Raw genomic sequence first — 15,663 nt, 5'->3', positions numbered from 1 at the left:
TCAACCCTAGCCTAAAAGGCTTAACCAAGAAGTCATATTACACCGGATTATCAATATCGACAAAGTGATGTGTTACACCAAACTTCGCTTCTAAATGGCGCCCTAGCGCCTGAATACCATACCGTTCAGTCGCGTGATGACCTGCGCCAAAATAATGAATACCTTGTTCGATAGCACAATGAAAAGTCCGCTCCGAGGCTTCTCCACTGATAAACGCATCAACGTCCAATTGCGCGGCTAAATCAATATAATCTTGCGCGCCTCCCGTACACCAAGCAACCGTTTCCATGACTTTACTCTCGTCCCCTAAATGTAAGGGTGTGCGGCCAAGCACCGCCTTTAAATGCGCGGAAAAAACACTCGGCAACATTTTTTCAGGCAGCTTTCCACGCCACAATAATCCGGGGGTTGATGCGCCAGTTACATGATCGACAGGCGCTATATTTTGCAGCCCTAATTGACGACCTAACTCAATATTATTGCCGATCTCAGGGTGTGCATCTAAAGGGAGATGATAACCGTACAAGTTGATGTCATTTTCAAGTAAGGCTTTAATGCGTTTTTGTTTCATACCGGTGATCACTTCAGGCTCATTTTTCCAAAAAAAGCCATGATGGACTAAAATCGCATCCGCCTTAAGCGCAATAGCGGCTTCAATCAATGCCTGACAAGCCGTCACACCCGTAACAATAGTGTGGATCTCTCGACGCCCCTCTACTTGTAGCCCATTGGGTGCATAATCTTTAAACGCGTTGATATTTAAAAAAGAAGATAAATACTGCGTTAATTCAGTACGCAACATGAGATCACCCTAGTGCCAACTATAAAGCCTTATTGTAACCGATCTATTTTATTTATCTATGACTTACCCCGTACTTAACGCTTTGGCTTTTGTTGCTTAAAAACCCGTCAAACACAAGGAAAAAGGGGCGAATTTCATCGAAAATTGGACATCGGAGTGCATTACCCTATAAAATCACGCCAATTCGTTATTTACACAAAAAATTAACAGGTTATCACTATGTCTAAACTGACCAAAGAAGAAGTTATCAGCCAACTTGAAGGCTTATTATCAAGTCAAAAAGGCCAAACCGTCTCTATTGAGCAAAAAGGCAGCTGGTACAAAATCGATGGCGGTAAATCTTTACGCTTTAGTGAGTTAGAGGCCATGTTCGCTGAATTTAACCATACTGAATCGAACATAGCAAAGAGTGACACAGCAATACCCAATAAAAAAGACACTCAAACAACGCCTAAAATCGAGCCGAAATCTGCAGCGAAAAAAACCATAAAGGTCGCAACCATTCAACATAATGCCGTAACGCTATCAGCGGGGCAAACGCCAAAAGAGTTATGGCTTCAAAAACTGGCGGGTCAAGGCCAATTACCTCGCGGTTTTTAACTTCACACGTTTACGCCATTTTAACTAACATAAACAATCCGCCATCAAGTTGATGGCGGATTGTTTATTTTCAAGATCAATCACAATGTGTAGACACTTCTTCACTCATTAATCTTTAATCTTTAATCAGTTGATAAACACTGGTACTGCCACTCACTTCATTGCCTTTCCCGATGGACTGCAGCAAGGTACTGAGGATGCGCAGTACTCAGCGAGATATCTTTCACACGTACTTCTTCAAAAAAACCATCATAATCTCTCCCGCCCCTTCATTGGCTAACACAATAAAATCAACCTCATTCCAGCGGTAACTCGCGATGGTGTCAGGCTGATAAAGCCCAAAGACGCCCGTATAAGGCTGAATATCAATACCGTCATCTTTATCGCTAGCATCAATGGCATTGTCCACATGACCAAAATCTTTCAATCCAAGTGGCCATATCGACGCGATGCTCATCGTTTGTAGATTGATTTTTGCAATGGCATTATTTTCCTGCAAACTGACATAAGCCATTCGACTGTCCTCACTGACACTGATGTATTCAGGTTATAAGTCTTGTGCCACACTGGCATTGGGACCATTGATTTTAATCGAACGACTGAGTTCATTATGGCGATCCCCTCCTTGATTGAAATCAGTAAACATAACATGAGTCGCTTCCATTAACGGCCTACCATCGACAATATTGAGATAGACACACTCCCCACAGGATCGACGGAGTATGCCTCATTTGGCTCACCTTCATTAGCAACTAATAATTGCTGTCCATTGGGCGTAAACACGAGATTATCGGGTAAATAACCGACTTCAACCTGATGCATATATTGCACGGCACCGTCGTCGCTTAACTGATAAAAAGCGACCAAGCCTTTACCTTGTTTGTCATTGCCTTGTTCATCCCCCCGCTCTACCGCCACCGCCAATAAATCTTGATAAATACTGATACTATTAACGCCGCCTAACCGTGACAAATTAATATCACTGACCACATCAACATCAGCTACTTTAAGTAAATTATTCAATAATAAGGCCTGATCTATACTCACCGGCGTCGCCGTTTCCAATAACGATCCATCGAGTATATCCACTCGACCAATTTTGGCATTCACTACAAAAATCTGTTTTGAACTCGCATGGTAATCGACTATTTCAGCGGCACTGACACCAAATTCATTCGCTGCATAGCGGGCAACCAATTACATTGAGAGTAGGCTAGAGCCAGCACACACATCACTTTCAAGACTCGCATCACTAGCAGGAGCACTGACGCCATCACACCTTTCTCCAGATGATGCTAAAGGCACTGAAGAGACCATTGAAGCGGGAGAAGATCCCCCTATTTCATTTTGACTTGTGCTATTAACGGTCTTTTGGTTATCGTCACAAGCCATTAATAATACGCTCGACAGCAGTATTGGTAATATCGATGTTGATTGTTTCATCTTTATTGCTATTCCTTTTGATTCACTTATTTTGCTTCTCTTCATGACACCTTGAGGATCGATTAATCTTTAATCGTTAAGCGTCTCTCCCTATACCCAGAACCATTGAGATTGGAAAATTTAATGGGTTTAGCTATCAATAGTCACTCAGAATAAAGCGTAACAAAGAACAAAATATGACAACAAAATAACAATTAAATGAAACTGAAAAAATACATTTAAATCCAGTTTGGCTTAAATTAAGCGGTAATAGATTAAGCGCACGGGTGTTTTGATTAAAACTTCTTCTACTCTGACACGCATTATGTTTACTCTAAGATTAATCGAACGGACTTTTTCATCGACGAAGGTCACAGAGGCGGTATTTGTCAAGAGCGTTGCCACCTCCCACCTTACATCAAATAAATAAAAATAAATAAGAGGAATTGCCGTGTTAGGGATCATTGGCTTTATCACCATCATCACTATTGTGGGATTATTACTCACAGAAAAAACCAGTCCAATCACCGCCTTGATCATTATTCCCATTGTGGGTGCACTTGTTGCTGGATCCAGTGTCCATGACATTGGGCTTTACTTTAATGAAGGCGCCCAAAAAGTCTTCCCCATTGTGATCATGTTCATTTTTGCCATTATTTATTTTGGGATCATGAATGACGTGGGATTATTCACCCCGATGATCAACAAAATGATCGCTCTATCTCACGGGAGTATTCAATCGGTCGTCATTGGCACCGTTTTTATTGCCGCAATTGCTCACCTTGATGGCTCTGGCGCCTCGACTTTTTTAATCACTATTCCCGCCCTGCTGCCTTTATATCGACGCCTAAGAATGAGCCCCTATTTATTACTCTTACTTGTCGGCGCCAGTGCCAGCATTATGAATATGCTCCCTTGGGCTGGGCCGATTGGCCGAGCAAGTGCACTATTATCCATGAACCCCACCGATCTTTGGCGGCCATTAGTCCCCTTACAAATCATCGCGTTATTCATGTTGGTGCCTATGGCTATTTTATTGGGAATAAGAGAAAAGCGCCGCATCGCCAACTTGCCAGCCCTTACACAACCGCTTAGTCAGACCGTATTCAATGATCATATCGATATTCAAACCACATTAGCCTGCGCTAAACCACAAAAATTAGCGATCAATTTATTATTAACCTTAAGTGTCATTGGCGTACTGGTGTGGGGCATTATCCCCTCTGGATTTGTGTTTATGATCGGCGTCAGTTTGGCATTATCCATCAACTATCCAAAGGTCGCCGATCAAATGGATAGGATTAAAGCCCATGCCCCAAGTGCTGTGCTGATGGGATGTATTATTTTAGCGGCGGGGGCTTTTTTAGGGATCTTAACGGGGACAAAAATGCTGCAGGCGCTCGCCGTCGATATTGTCGCTATTCTGCCCACAGCAATGTTACCGTATCTGCATATTATTATCGGTATACTCGGCGCGCCGTTCGAGCTGATTTTAAACACGGATGCTTATTACTTTGCACTGGTTCCTATCGTAGAACAAATAACCTCGAGCGTCGGGATAAGCCCACAATCATCCATCTATGCCATGATCATCGGCAATATTCTCGGCACGTTTATCAGTCCTTTTTCCCCCGCATTATGGCTTGGTCTCGGATTAGCCGATCTCAAAATGGGTAAACATATCCGTTACTCTTTCTTTTGGATTTGGGGTTTAAGCGTGCTGTTACTCATCATTGCCATATTATTGGGTATAGTGTAGCGCTCATGATCCCATAACATCACTTAAAAAAACGACCATCAATAAAAAAACCAGAACACACATTCTGGTTTTTTATTGACTGATTAGTTACTTTTTCGTCCAGCGATCGAGCCAGCCTAATACATTCGCGTACCACTGCTCTAAATTATCGGGATTTAATATCCAGTGATTCTCATCAGGATAAATCAATAATTCAGAAGGGATCCCTTTACGTTGTAAAAAGCCAAAGACCGCTAAGCCTTGATCGTATGGCACTCTAAAATCTTTTTCGCCATGAATAACCAACATCGGGGTTTTCCAGCTATCAAGATAATTCACCGGATTAAAGCGTTCGTATAAGGCTTTATTGTCATTATAAGTGCCCCCAAATTCATATTCTGGGAACCAACGCTCTTCTGTGACGTAATACATCGAGCGCATATCAAATAAGCCAGCATGATTAACCAAACACTTAAAACCGTCGCTCCAATTACCTTCAATCCAATTCATCATATAGCCACCATAGGAACCGCCTAGGGCGCAAGCACGATTTCTATCTAACCAAGGTTGCTGCTCGACGACAGCAGATAAGCCTTTTTTCAGATCTTCAAGGGGTTTTCCGCCCCAATCTTGAGTGATGGAATAGGTAAATGCTTGCCCGTAGCCCGTCGAGCCATGAAAGTCTATCATCACCACGCCGTAACCTGCTCCCGCCCATAACTGGGCATTCCAGCGCGCACTAAAATTATTACCAAAAGAGCCCTGCGGTCCGCCGTGAACCAGAAATGCGATAGGGTATTGTTCACCCTGTTGGTAATTGGCAGGTTTTATCCAATAACCATAAACGGTTTCATGATTCCACCCTTTGAAATGAAATTGCTCAAACTCACCAAACTTTATCTTAGCCAATTTGTCGAGATTAACATCGGTTAATTGCTCAAGATTCTGCGCATCCAAATTAATAGAATAAAGATCACTTGGCTGCACTAAACTCTTATGACTAAAAATAATATTGTCTTGAGTGATCCCAACAATGGTATTCGATCCCTCATTATAAATCGATCGCACATCACCAAACTGGGTATTGACAGCAAAAAGTGACACTTGACCGAGATCTTTAGCCGTGACATATAAGGTTTTATCATCCGTGCCAAAAAATAACGCATGCGGACTGCGATCCCAAAGCGGCGCCACTTCTTTTTCTTGCCCAGTGACCGTATCACGCAGCATGATGCGATTACGATCAGCTTCAAAACCCGGCTGACTCATTGCTAAATAAGCAAGATAACGGCCATCTGAAGAAAATACTGGATGAGAATCCCAAGCTTTATTTTTTTCCGTTAAATTAACGGCGTCCCCACCCGTTACAGCGACTTTCCATAAATCATAATTCGTCGTCCAAGCTTGAGTATGGCTCGGCGCTTTGGCACTATAAACAACAAATTGACTGTCTGGCGTAAAACTGGCCTCTTCCAAACCTGAAAAGGGCTTAGGCGGCGTTTCGGTATCCAGTCCCTGAGTAATATCAAGCGCATCGGTGATCATTTTCCCATCGAGCTTTGCAATAAACAAGTGACTTCTAGCATGATCAAACCAAGTATCCCAATGGCGTACCATTAATTGGGTATAGACAATCCCAGTCGACGTTCTGTTTTTCTCCGTCTTAAACTTCTCTTTCGAGCAGATCAGCGTATCGCACTCAGGAACGACTCGCATGGTCAATAACACTTGCTGGCCATCAGGGGACAGCTTAAATTCATCCACATCTAGGGGTAAATCGGATATCGCGACCGCTTCCCCCCCCGTCAATGACAAACGATACAATTGACTCGAGCCGGTACGATTAGCAATAAAGTAGATAGCCTGATCATCTTTGGCAAAGACAACATTACGTTCAGTACTTTTTGATGAGGTTAACTGAATAACCTTATTCGCCAGCCCCTTAGCCTGATCATCGCCCACACCATTTTGATTTAAATATTGTAGATACAAATCCGATTGATGTTGATCATTATCATCTTTTTTATCGATACTATAAATCAATTTGATGCCATCATGGGAAAGCGCAGGGGAAGCTAATTCATTCAATTTGACTAAATCTTGTACCGTAAAGGGCGTTTGAATGTTGGTCTCTGAGCCCGAAGCAGATCCAGAGTCGTTAGCGGCGAATATTGGCATCGCACTCAGTGAACTGATTGATACGAATGTCAGATAGAGTAGTGTTTTTTTCATGGACCCGATCTTTGTTGGCTAAATGTAAATATAATGGCGCCACATTAGCCAAAAAAAAGCACTGAAGCAAGGCTAAACCCACGCTTATTTCTCATTTTTATACGAAAGTATCCCGATGACTTAATCAAATTACGTCAATTATTTAAGCGACTGATCCCTATCCATGTCATAACGTCAGCTTTAGTCAAAAAAATACGTCGATATTATCGTTAATCTAGCGCAGTGAAAACGGGTTCAATACCCCCCATCATTAATACATAGCATTAACCGCTTTCAAATTAAGCTGTAAAATATCCTGATTAATTTGCCAACCTTTAATTTGAATGGTGATATCCCAAGAACCATCTTTATTTTTAACCCCTTCCTCTCTAAATTTGTCACAGAAAACTTCAGCCGCTAATGTGCGTAATCGATTAAATGCATCATACTTTTTTGAATCACAGATTTGAATTCGAGATAAATCGAATAAAGCTTGCTGTGCCTCCTCTTGATTGACCCCATAAAAAAACTCTGCAATATGCTCCCAAATACACATTGGATTATCGTTATTAAAATTTTTCCAACCTGCATCCACCCCTTCTAATGGTAATCGATATAATAAGCGTCGCTTAAACCATACGAGCATTATCATCACTCCTCTTTGCCTCTCCTCAATTTATGCTCCTTTATATACCAGTAATGCATTGCCGCTGCTGTCAAAAAACAGAAAACCTATCAAAATATCACCTATCAAACGCCATCTTTACGCTTAACGATGTTAAGCCACAATGATTGTTAATAACTTCCTTTCAATGATGCCATTAAATATTAACCTCTATTTCTCGCCATTCGTTAACCAGCACAATCACTAAATTCGGGTAAACAAATCAATTCAGCGTAAACAGCTGCTGAAATACTGAAGTGATATTGTTCAGCGCTGATCACATAGGACAGCTCATCGGCAGGGTTATCATAATCAATACCATTTTCCATCACCGTTAACTGCATTTTAACGGTATAAAAAACGGCCCCACCAAGATAAATAACCAACTTGCCGCTGGCATAAAAAACCATCGTCACAACGAGCGCACCGTCGGCTTGTCGATTAGGGAAAGTAATCTGTGAATGGCCATCTTTTAACTCTTTTTTAACTAAATGCATTTATGTTCCTTATTTATATCAAGATGCTGATTTTACAAACAATTATTTAGAGTTATTACACTAAAGTATTAACCCGTTGAGTTTAAAGGGTTATTTTTAAAACTCAGGTATACACCTGATATAAATCAATCAAGTTTCGTTATAAATTTAGCCATCAATATTCAATAACCCCTGTAACTAAGAGCAACAAGTACTCACTAACAAGCCTTAGTCTTGTCACGCCCCCCTACAAAGTAGGAGGTGATAAAAATACAATATAAACCATAGATTAACTGACAAACATGTACTTTTAATCACCAAAATGGAGAGAATAATAATATGGATCACCTTAACTCAAACATTAATATTCGTGCCACTGGAATTGCCTTACCTCTGAATGTTATCCAATCCATTGACATCGATAAACAACAATCTTGGCCTTTAGGACAAACAGAAAAAACTACTGGGGTTGCTTCACGCCATTATGTCAATGACGAAACTGCAACGGATCTTGCCCTCACAGCAATCCACCAAGCAATAGAAAATAGTGATCTGTTACTCGATGATATTGACTGCCTTATTTCTGCAAGTGGAACCATGGAGCAACCTATTCCTTGTAATGCGGCTAAAATTCATGCAAGACTGCCCTTTGCTCGCCCTATTCCTGCTTTTGATATCAATATGACTTGTTTAAGCGCCGTCAAAGCCTTAGATATCGCGCATGCTTTACTGTCAACTCAACGCTATAAGAATATCCTCATTGTGTCATCTGAAATAGCGTCTGTTGGACTTGATTGGAGCGTACGAGAAACAGGAGGGTTATTTGGTGATGGCGCAGCAGCGCTCATTGTCAGCCACTCGACACAAAACAACACTCGCATTCTCGCCAGTCACTTCGAGACCTTTAGTGAAGGTGTTGAAATGTGCCAGATCCGAGGACTGGGTACGTTAAATCATCCGGCAAATACCCAAGGCGATTATCGACCTTATGGTTTGTTTGAAATGCAAGGAAAAGCGGTTTTTCGTCTTACCACCCAACATATACAGAATTTTGTCGATAATCTGTTAGCCAAAACATCTTATACCCTTCAGGACATGGATTGGGTGATCCCTCATCAAGCCAGTCAATTGGGACTCCAACATATTGAAAAAAGACTGAATATTGCCCCCGGAAAAATGATCAACATTATCAAACATAGAGGCAATCAAATTGCGGCCTCTATCCCTTCTGCACTGCATGAGTTATTACAATCAGGAAAAGTCAAAACTGGCGATAAAGTCATGCTACTCGGCACATCAGCAGGCTTAAGCTTTGGCGCTATCGTATTGGAAATAGGATGAAGGCCATCGTTACCGGCGCGACAGGGTTTCTCGGCTCACACCTGGTTAAATACCTTGAAAATCAAGGTTATCAAATCTTGGCCTTGGGCAGAAATAAAGACAAAGGCTTAAAGCTCAATTCTTCACAAACTCGCTTTAAAGTCGTTGATTTAACGCTCGGTTCACATGTCATCAATGCCTTCGAAACAGCAGATGTCATTTTTCACTGCGCTGCGTTTTCCAGCGCATGGGGACAAGCTCAGCAATTTTATCTCGCCAATGTAGAAGCCACTCGACATGTGCTTAACGCCGCCGAATATTATAATGTCAAACGCTGTGTTTATGTGTCATCGACCAGTGTCTATTTTGATTTTACTGATAAATTCAACATTAAAGAAAATCAGGTATTAACATCGGGTTTTGTCAACGAATATGCCAAAACTAAATATCTTGGTGAGCAAGTTATGCTTAATGAATGCCGCAATACTGAAGTGGTCATTATACGACCAAGAGGGATCATAGGTGAAGGGGATACCAGCATTTTTCCTCGTATATTGGCACTATTGAATAAAGGGGTTTTTCCACTTCTCAATCAAGGTCAAGCTTTGGTTGATATCACCTATGTTAAAAATGTGGCTCATGCATTGTTTCTTGCTGGCAGCAAGCCTGACCTTCATCAACAGTGTTTTAATATCTCTAATGCCCAATCCATGAATGTCAAAACATTAATCGACACACTCATTAAACACACCAATAAATCGATTACTTTCTTGCCCGTTGCTTACCCTTTACTTTACGGATTGGCAGGTACCTTGGAGTCATTCGCAAAAATATTTAACACTAAAGAGCCTCTACTGACCTGTTACGCAACAGGATTACTGGCCAAATCGCAAACACTGGATATTAGTGCGGCCAATAACATGTTGGGCTATCAACCCCTTTACTCGCTAGAGCATGGGATTAAGCAATACTTTACGTCGGGGTCGCCATGCTAACCCTACTTAAAGTCGGTCATTGTTTCCACCCTGAAGCCATGGTAATGCGAGGCCATTCTTGGAAAAGCATGCAATTCCCTGCTTATGTTGGGCTGATCAAACACCCCAAACTCGGCTACATCTTATTTGATACCGGTTATGCTAAACGCTTTATTAAAGCAACCCACCCTTTTCCTGAGCGCTTATATCGCTGCTTAACGCCGATGCATTTATGTGATAAAGAGCAACTTATCACGCAGCTGCATGCAAGGGGAATCCGCCCTGAAGAGATTCGATATATTTTTATCTCTCATTTCCATGCCGATCATATTGCGGGATTAATGGATTTCCCAGCAGCCCTTTTTATCTGCTCACGCATCGCGTTAAATGCCATATCTCAATCGAGCCGCTTCAAAGGATTAATCAAAGGTTATTTGCCGCAATTATTACCCAGCAATTTTACATTGCGTTGCCGTTTCATTGAAGATTGCCAATCCATCCATTTATCTGACCAATATGCGCCGTTCCACTTAGGTTATGATATTTTTGCAGATGGTAGTGCCATGGCCATTTCACTGCCCGGTCATGCCGCTGGGCACTTTGGTTTATTACTGGAAAACCAACAAAAAACAGCCTTTCTTATCGGTGATGCTTGCTGGACACAAGAAGCCTATACCCAAGGTGCCAGACCGAATCGATTAGCCAATATCATCATGGATAACGGTGATGCCTATTTAGAGACATTAAATCAATTATCCAAGCTCTACTCCATCAATAAAAGCATTCAACTGATCCCCAGTCACTGTCAAAAAACCATTGAGGGGTTAATGATATGATGAAACATCCATTAAAAAGAATAAAAAAAATCTGGGCCTTTGTGACCGGCTTTATTCGTGCTAAACATTATCAAAAGACAACCCGTTTGGCATTACTCAAACACCAAACTCAGGCTTTTAATACTTTTAAAAGCCAAACATTAAGCCAATCAAGTTATTACCAAGACTACTTAGATTCCCCCTTAACAGCCTTCCCTGTTATCAATAAAAAAATTCACATGGAAAACTTTGATCGTATCAATACTGCCGGACTGTCACGGGAAAAAGCACTTGAGATTGCCATAACATCAGAAAACACAAGAGATTTTACACCAAGTTATGGCCAATATGCCGTTGGATTGTCTTCAGGAACCAGTGGGCATAGAGGACTTTTTGTGTCATCAGAAATCGAGCGCAGTGAATGGGCCGGTTATATGATGGCGAAAGCCTTACCCCACTATTACCGTTCTCAGCGCATTGCTTTTTTTCTACGCGCCAATAACCAATTATATGAAAGTACCCAAAGCCTTTTCATTCAGTATCGTTTTTTTGATTTGATGACTGAACTAAAAACACACATCAATGCATTAGAGCAATACAATCCCAGTATTTTGATCGCACCCGCCAGTGTATTACGCAATTTATGCCTATTAAAGCCCAATATACAACCCAAAAAAATCATTGCGGTTGCTGAAGTATTAGAAGAGCATGACAAACAAAAAATCAGTACTTTTTTTGGCCAAAAAGTACATCAAATTTACCAGTGCACGGAAGGCTTTTTAGGGATCAGCTGCGCCCAAGGAAACCTGCACCTTAATGAAGATAATATCATTATTGAAAAGCAGTGGATCGATAAGGCCCAACAGCGTTTTTCACCTATTGTGACGGATCTGAGGCGTACCACTCAACCCATCGTACGCTACCTTCTCGATGATGTCTTAGTGGAAGACATCACACCTTGTCCCTGCGGATCATCTCACACGCGTATAAAATCGATTGAAGGTCGAAAAGATGACGTCCTGCAATTGAAAAATGAAGCTAACGAGAATGTTGATATTTATTCTGATTTTATTCGCAATACTATCGTGGCCAATTGCCAGCATATCGACGAATATCGGGTGATACAAACCCATTCAGACACTCTCACGATTGAATGCACCCCATACTCTAGCGATAACACTCAGGCCATAACGGCAGGCTTAAACGTACTGTTTAACCGACTCAATGTGCGTCAACCCCAATATCGATTCCAACCCTATACTGCGCCGAATAAAGGGGAAAAGAGACGTCGAGTGATAAGAACATTTAAATAACAACAAATCATATAAAGACAACGATTGACCAAGATATATATTTAGGATGTCAGCATGAAACGTTTTCTCATTACCTGTGCCAGAGCCCCTGTATCATTAGAACTTGCTAGAAATTTAAACCGTCATGGACACCAAGTGTTTATGACTGACTCTTTACGTTTTCCATTGGCCAAAAATAGCCGTAGTTTAACAAAGTTTCTTATTACACCCAGCCCAAGGGGAAATATTGATGTCTATCAAGCTGCCCTACTGGATATAATTGCAGAGCACAAAATTGACTATCTATTGCCTATGTGTGAAGAAAGCTTTTATATCTCAGCCATAAAAGCGAGTTTGGCTGAATACTGTGAGGTACTGTGTCCAGATTTTAATTTAATGCGGCAGCTACACAGTAAATACGACATCTTATCCTTATGCGATGATACGGGGATCACACTTCCTCAGACCGAACTATTGGACTTTACCCACCCGATCACCCAAACATCATTATCCAATAGCATAGTCAAACGCGAGTTTTGCCGTTTCGGTACCGATGTATTGCTATCCCCAACCCCTGATAGCGTCCAAAAGTTACATTCGAATGCAGCAGGACGCATTCTTAAACAAGAAAAAATTATCGGCACTGAATATTGCACCTACGCCATTGCCGTAAAAGGAAAAGTCTTTGCCCAGGCCATTTATCAGCCGACTCATCGACTCAAAGTAGCAGCAGGCATTTATTTTAAGCCCATTAAAAATAAAAGAGTTTCTGACTTTATTCACGCTTTTTGCCAAAAACATGAATACACAGGGCATTTAGGTTTTGATATCATTGAAACCGCGGACAATATTTATATTATTGAATGTAATCCACGGGCCACCAGCGGGTTACACTTATTAGAAAGCGCTAACTTAGCCGATGCCTTTTTAGGACTCAAACCCCAACACCCCACCAGCCTAAATCAAGCCAAAATGATTTCCGTTATGATGCTCATTGCTGGACTGCCTTTTGCCATTCATCAAAGAAAAATCAACACTTGGTATCAAGACTATAAACAGGCAAAAGATGTCATGATCTGCTCGCAAGATTATGGTTTCTCTTGGTTTCAATTTATTTCACTCGCTGAGCTTATCCACATTGCGATAAAAGATAAAATATCGGTAAGAGAAGCCGCCACACAAGATTTTGAGTGGGACGGAGAAACCATCAAATGAACCACACCACAGAACCGACAACCTCAACTCATCCGGCTGACGAATATTGCCAATACTTTGCCGCCTCCTCCTCATGCATGATTGAAAATGTACAGACACATATGAGTACACTCGTCGTCAGCGAACATTGCCAGCTGCCAATGAGCCTCAACAACACTGAATTTGAGAACAGCTATGTGTGTTCTCCTTACACTGCCTTTGTGCCTTACTGCCTAGAAGAGCTCGATAAACTCAATAAACCTTGGCTTGAATCTATCATTAAATCAAGTATCCATCAGCTTGATCGTTACCTGAAACGCAATCATATTAACAAAGTCGTCCATGTGAATAATTGGTTATTATCAACCAACCTTTACCCCGCTTCTTTTAGCCCAGAAAACATTGCTTCACTCACGGCGACATTAGTCAAAGACTATCCCGATCATGCCATCATTTTTCGTTCACTCAACGACTATTCCAATGCACCATTAATAGCGGCATTTAAACACGCTAACTATACCCTTGCACCTTCAAGACAAGTCTATATTTATGATAGAAACTTATCAGATTATAGCCGACGTCATAACTATAAAAAGGATCGCAATTTACTCAAAAAAACATCTTATCGAAGTATCAGCCAAGCTGAAATTACACCTGATGATTATCCGAGGATCATCGAGCTTTATAACATGCTCTATGTGAGCAAATACTCTCAACTCAACCCTCAATTTACCGAAGCTTATCTTGATGCCATGCTTAAGCACCCTCATTTCTCATTTGAAGGTTTTCGAAACCCTGAAGGCGTCATTGATGCCATAACGGGACATTTCACTATCGATAACATCGTCACTGCCCCTATCGTTGGCTATGACACCACTCAGCCCCAAAAACTAGGTTTATATCGACTGGCCGCTTTTTCAGGATTAGGTTTTGCCGAAAGTAATGGCTTCATTTTTAACGCCAGCTCTGGAGCGGCTCACTTTAAAAGGCAAAGGGGGGCTTGCCCTATCATCGAATACTCGGCTGTCTATACCCAGCACCTGCCTAAAAAAACGCAACGCATGTGGCGACTTCTTTCTTGGATCACCAATAACATCTTCGTACCCCTTATTAAAAAATACAAATTATGAATACATACCCTTCTCAGGATCACTGGTTCCCCGTCACACAAGTGCGTAAATTGAAGAAAAATAAGCCCCTTGCCGTCGCTTACTATGGACAATCTGTGGTTTTATTTAGAGATGGCAATAAGATCCATGCCTTAAAAGATCAGTGCCCTCATCGAGGTGTCCCCTTATCAACAGGGTGCTTGAAACAGGGAGCACTTGAATGCCCCTACCATGGCTGGACATTTAATGGGCAGGGACAATTAACATCGATCCCAGGTGATCCTCATTTTCGAGCCCCTAAACATGCCTTTATTGACACCTATGCCGTCTGTGAAGCCCATGGTCTCATCTGGCTCAGCCTTAATCAGGTTAAGCACAACCCACCTTTTATCCCTCAGGTCCATGCTAGCCATATTTATTCGACCCAAACAGGCATCATTGAGGCCAACTGTGTCGATATTGCCGAAAACTTTCTTGATGCACTGCATACCCATACCGTTCACACTGGGATCATACGTAACAACAGCCCAAAACGTCACGCTTGCCATGCAACCATCACCCACCATGCAAACGGTTATCAAGCAGAATATATTGAAGAGAAAAAACAAACCGGCCTGGTTAGCAGGCTATTTGGAAGTCACATTATTAAAGGGATTGGCCGTATTCATGCCTCAGGGATCCTTGAATTGGAATACTATTCTAAAAAAGGCATCGCCCTCTCTGTTGTCATCTATCTGGTGCCGGAAACAGACAAAAAAACCAAACTTATCGTGCGGACTTATGCCTTTGGCCACCATTACCTCAACTATTTAAAAATGTGGGCCATGTTTCCTTTTCAATATATTGCCTTTATACAAGATAAACGGATCTTAGAAACGCAGCAAAACGCACTCAATAACAATGCTGATTTTAAACCGATGATCACGGGAACAGATTTAATGCGCCCTTATATTATCAAAGCCTTTCAAAATGATATCCAGCCCACCCACAGAGAGAAACAATTACTGCTGTAGTGCGATTAATCATCAACATCATTAATATTCAGG

At 41.6% G+C, this 15,663-nt stretch carries 16 protein-coding genes; 9 read left to right on the top strand and 7 right to left on the bottom strand.

What is annotated here, in order from left to right:
- Positions 1 to 37: 37 nt before the first annotated feature.
- On the bottom strand, positions 38 to 802 hold the full coding sequence (locus L2764_RS02845; protein WP_248938732.1) for a Nif3-like dinuclear metal center hexameric protein: 765 nt from the start codon (positions 800 to 802) through the stop codon (positions 38 to 40).
- A 219-nt stretch (positions 803 to 1,021) separates the two neighbouring features.
- Here L2764_RS02845 and L2764_RS02840 point away from each other — a divergent pair, with 219 nt between their 5' ends.
- On the top strand, positions 1,022 to 1,402 hold the full coding sequence (locus L2764_RS02840; protein ID WP_248938731.1) for a hypothetical protein: 381 nt from the start codon (positions 1,022 to 1,024) through the stop codon (positions 1,400 to 1,402).
- A 223-nt stretch (positions 1,403 to 1,625) separates the two neighbouring features.
- Here the strand turns inward: L2764_RS02840 and L2764_RS02835 are convergent, their stop codons facing one another.
- The 3 genes from L2764_RS02835 to L2764_RS02825 all read right to left on the bottom strand — a co-directional run bounded on the left by L2764_RS02835 (position 1,626) and on the right by L2764_RS02825 (position 2,845).
- Positions 1,626 to 1,916 carry a choice-of-anchor I domain-containing protein gene (locus L2764_RS02835; RefSeq protein WP_248938730.1) on the bottom strand — a complete coding sequence of 97 codons (291 nt, stop codon included), beginning with the start codon at positions 1,914 to 1,916 and terminating at the stop codon, positions 1,626 to 1,628.
- A 149-nt stretch (positions 1,917 to 2,065) separates the two neighbouring features.
- Positions 2,066 to 2,599, bottom strand: a complete 534-nt coding sequence (locus L2764_RS02830) for a choice-of-anchor I domain-containing protein (RefSeq protein WP_248938729.1) — start codon at positions 2,597 to 2,599, stop codon at positions 2,066 to 2,068.
- Entirely contained in the window at positions 2,600 to 2,845 is a 246-nt protein-coding gene (locus tag L2764_RS02825; protein WP_248938728.1) for a hypothetical protein, read from the bottom strand.
- Positions 2,846 to 3,275: 430 nt separating this feature from the next.
- Here L2764_RS02825 and L2764_RS02820 point away from each other — a divergent pair, with 430 nt between their 5' ends.
- Positions 3,276 to 4,583, top strand: a complete 1,308-nt coding sequence (locus tag L2764_RS02820) for a CitMHS family transporter (protein WP_248938727.1) — start codon at positions 3,276 to 3,278, stop codon at positions 4,581 to 4,583.
- Between the two features lie 87 nt (positions 4,584 to 4,670).
- On the opposite strand, the gene L2764_RS02815 is transcribed toward L2764_RS02820, so the two are convergent.
- The 3 genes from L2764_RS02815 to L2764_RS02805 all read right to left on the bottom strand — a co-directional run bounded on the left by L2764_RS02815 (position 4,671) and on the right by L2764_RS02805 (position 7,934).
- A complete protein-coding gene (locus L2764_RS02815) occupies positions 4,671 to 6,740 on the bottom strand; it encodes a dipeptidyl-peptidase 5 (RefSeq protein WP_248938771.1) in 2,070 nt (689 codons plus the stop codon).
- Between the two features lie 304 nt (positions 6,741 to 7,044).
- The gene (locus tag L2764_RS02810; protein WP_248938726.1) at positions 7,045 to 7,419 is read right to left on the bottom strand and encodes a hypothetical protein; all 375 of its coding nucleotides are present in this window, start codon (positions 7,417 to 7,419) and stop codon (positions 7,045 to 7,047) included.
- Positions 7,420 to 7,625: 206 nt separating this feature from the next.
- Positions 7,626 to 7,934 carry a hypothetical protein gene (locus L2764_RS02805; protein WP_248938725.1) on the bottom strand — a complete coding sequence of 103 codons (309 nt, stop codon included), beginning with the start codon at positions 7,932 to 7,934 and terminating at the stop codon, positions 7,626 to 7,628.
- Positions 7,935 to 8,252: 318 nt separating this feature from the next.
- On the opposite strand from L2764_RS02805, the gene L2764_RS02800 reads away from it, so the two are divergent.
- Genes L2764_RS02800 through L2764_RS02770 form a run of 7 tightly spaced genes read left to right on the top strand, consistent with a single transcriptional unit; the run spans position 8,253 to position 15,630 of the window.
- Positions 8,253 to 9,254: a 3-oxoacyl-[acyl-carrier-protein] synthase III C-terminal domain-containing protein gene (locus tag L2764_RS02800; RefSeq protein WP_248938724.1), complete on the top strand. Its 1,002-nt coding sequence runs from the start codon at positions 8,253 to 8,255 to the stop codon at positions 9,252 to 9,254.
- Positions 9,251 to 10,228, top strand: a complete 978-nt coding sequence (locus L2764_RS02795; RefSeq protein WP_248938723.1) for an NAD-dependent epimerase/dehydratase family protein — start codon at positions 9,251 to 9,253, stop codon at positions 10,226 to 10,228. Before L2764_RS02800 ends, L2764_RS02795 begins: the two co-directional genes overlap by 4 nt.
- Positions 10,222 to 11,043, top strand: a complete 822-nt coding sequence (locus L2764_RS02790) for an MBL fold metallo-hydrolase (RefSeq protein ID WP_248938722.1) — start codon at positions 10,222 to 10,224, stop codon at positions 11,041 to 11,043. Before L2764_RS02795 ends, L2764_RS02790 begins: the two co-directional genes overlap by 7 nt.
- Positions 11,040 to 12,335: a F390 synthetase-related protein gene (locus L2764_RS02785; protein WP_248938721.1), complete on the top strand. Its 1,296-nt coding sequence runs from the start codon at positions 11,040 to 11,042 to the stop codon at positions 12,333 to 12,335. Before L2764_RS02790 ends, L2764_RS02785 begins: the two co-directional genes overlap by 4 nt.
- A gap of 54 nt (positions 12,336 to 12,389) precedes the next feature.
- On the top strand, positions 12,390 to 13,529 hold the full coding sequence (locus L2764_RS02780) for an ATP-grasp domain-containing protein (RefSeq protein ID WP_248938720.1): 1,140 nt from the start codon (positions 12,390 to 12,392) through the stop codon (positions 13,527 to 13,529).
- A complete protein-coding gene (locus L2764_RS02775; RefSeq protein ID WP_248938719.1) occupies positions 13,526 to 14,638 on the top strand; it encodes a hypothetical protein in 1,113 nt (370 codons plus the stop codon). The genes L2764_RS02780 and L2764_RS02775 overlap by 4 nt, the downstream gene beginning before the upstream one ends.
- The gene (locus L2764_RS02770) at positions 14,635 to 15,630 is read left to right on the top strand and encodes a Rieske 2Fe-2S domain-containing protein (RefSeq protein WP_248938718.1); all 996 of its coding nucleotides are present in this window, start codon (positions 14,635 to 14,637) and stop codon (positions 15,628 to 15,630) included. Before L2764_RS02775 ends, L2764_RS02770 begins: the two co-directional genes overlap by 4 nt.
- The last annotated feature ends 33 nt before the right edge of the window (positions 15,631 to 15,663 follow it).

This window comes from Shewanella surugensis, assembly GCF_023284005.1.
In the GTDB taxonomy this organism is placed as follows: domain Bacteria; phylum Pseudomonadota; class Gammaproteobacteria; order Enterobacterales; family Shewanellaceae; genus Shewanella; species Shewanella surugensis.
This window is presented reverse-complemented; position numbering and strand designations above follow the sequence as displayed.

Excerpts from the sequence above, each read along its gene's own strand:
- L2764_RS02845 (WP_248938732.1), bottom strand. The coding sequence starts at position 802 with ATGTTGCGTACTGAATTAACGCAGTATTTATCTTCTTTTTTAAATATC.
- L2764_RS02840 (WP_248938731.1), top strand. The coding sequence starts at position 1,022 with ATGTCTAAACTGACCAAAGAAGAAGTTATCAGCCAACTTGAAGGCTTA.
- L2764_RS02835 (WP_248938730.1), bottom strand. The coding sequence starts at position 1,916 with ATGGCTTATGTCAGTTTGCAGGAAAATAATGCCATTGCAAAAATCAAT.
- L2764_RS02825 (WP_248938728.1), bottom strand. The coding sequence starts at position 2,845 with ATGAAACAATCAACATCGATATTACCAATACTGCTGTCGAGCGTATTA.
- L2764_RS02815 (WP_248938771.1), bottom strand. The coding sequence starts at position 6,740 with ATGCCAATATTCGCCGCTAACGACTCTGGATCTGCTTCGGGCTCAGAG.
- L2764_RS02810 (WP_248938726.1), bottom strand. The coding sequence starts at position 7,419 with ATGCTCGTATGGTTTAAGCGACGCTTATTATATCGATTACCATTAGAA.
- L2764_RS02805 (WP_248938725.1), bottom strand. The coding sequence starts at position 7,934 with ATGCATTTAGTTAAAAAAGAGTTAAAAGATGGCCATTCACAGATTACT.
- L2764_RS02800 (WP_248938724.1), top strand. The coding sequence starts at position 8,253 with ATGGATCACCTTAACTCAAACATTAATATTCGTGCCACTGGAATTGCC.
- L2764_RS02795 (WP_248938723.1), top strand. The coding sequence starts at position 9,251 with ATGAAGGCCATCGTTACCGGCGCGACAGGGTTTCTCGGCTCACACCTG.
- L2764_RS02790 (WP_248938722.1), top strand. The coding sequence starts at position 10,222 with ATGCTAACCCTACTTAAAGTCGGTCATTGTTTCCACCCTGAAGCCATG.
- L2764_RS02785 (WP_248938721.1), top strand. The coding sequence starts at position 11,040 with ATGATGAAACATCCATTAAAAAGAATAAAAAAAATCTGGGCCTTTGTG.
- L2764_RS02780 (WP_248938720.1), top strand. The coding sequence starts at position 12,390 with ATGAAACGTTTTCTCATTACCTGTGCCAGAGCCCCTGTATCATTAGAA.
- L2764_RS02775 (WP_248938719.1), top strand. The coding sequence starts at position 13,526 with ATGAACCACACCACAGAACCGACAACCTCAACTCATCCGGCTGACGAA.
- L2764_RS02770 (WP_248938718.1), top strand. The coding sequence starts at position 14,635 with ATGAATACATACCCTTCTCAGGATCACTGGTTCCCCGTCACACAAGTG.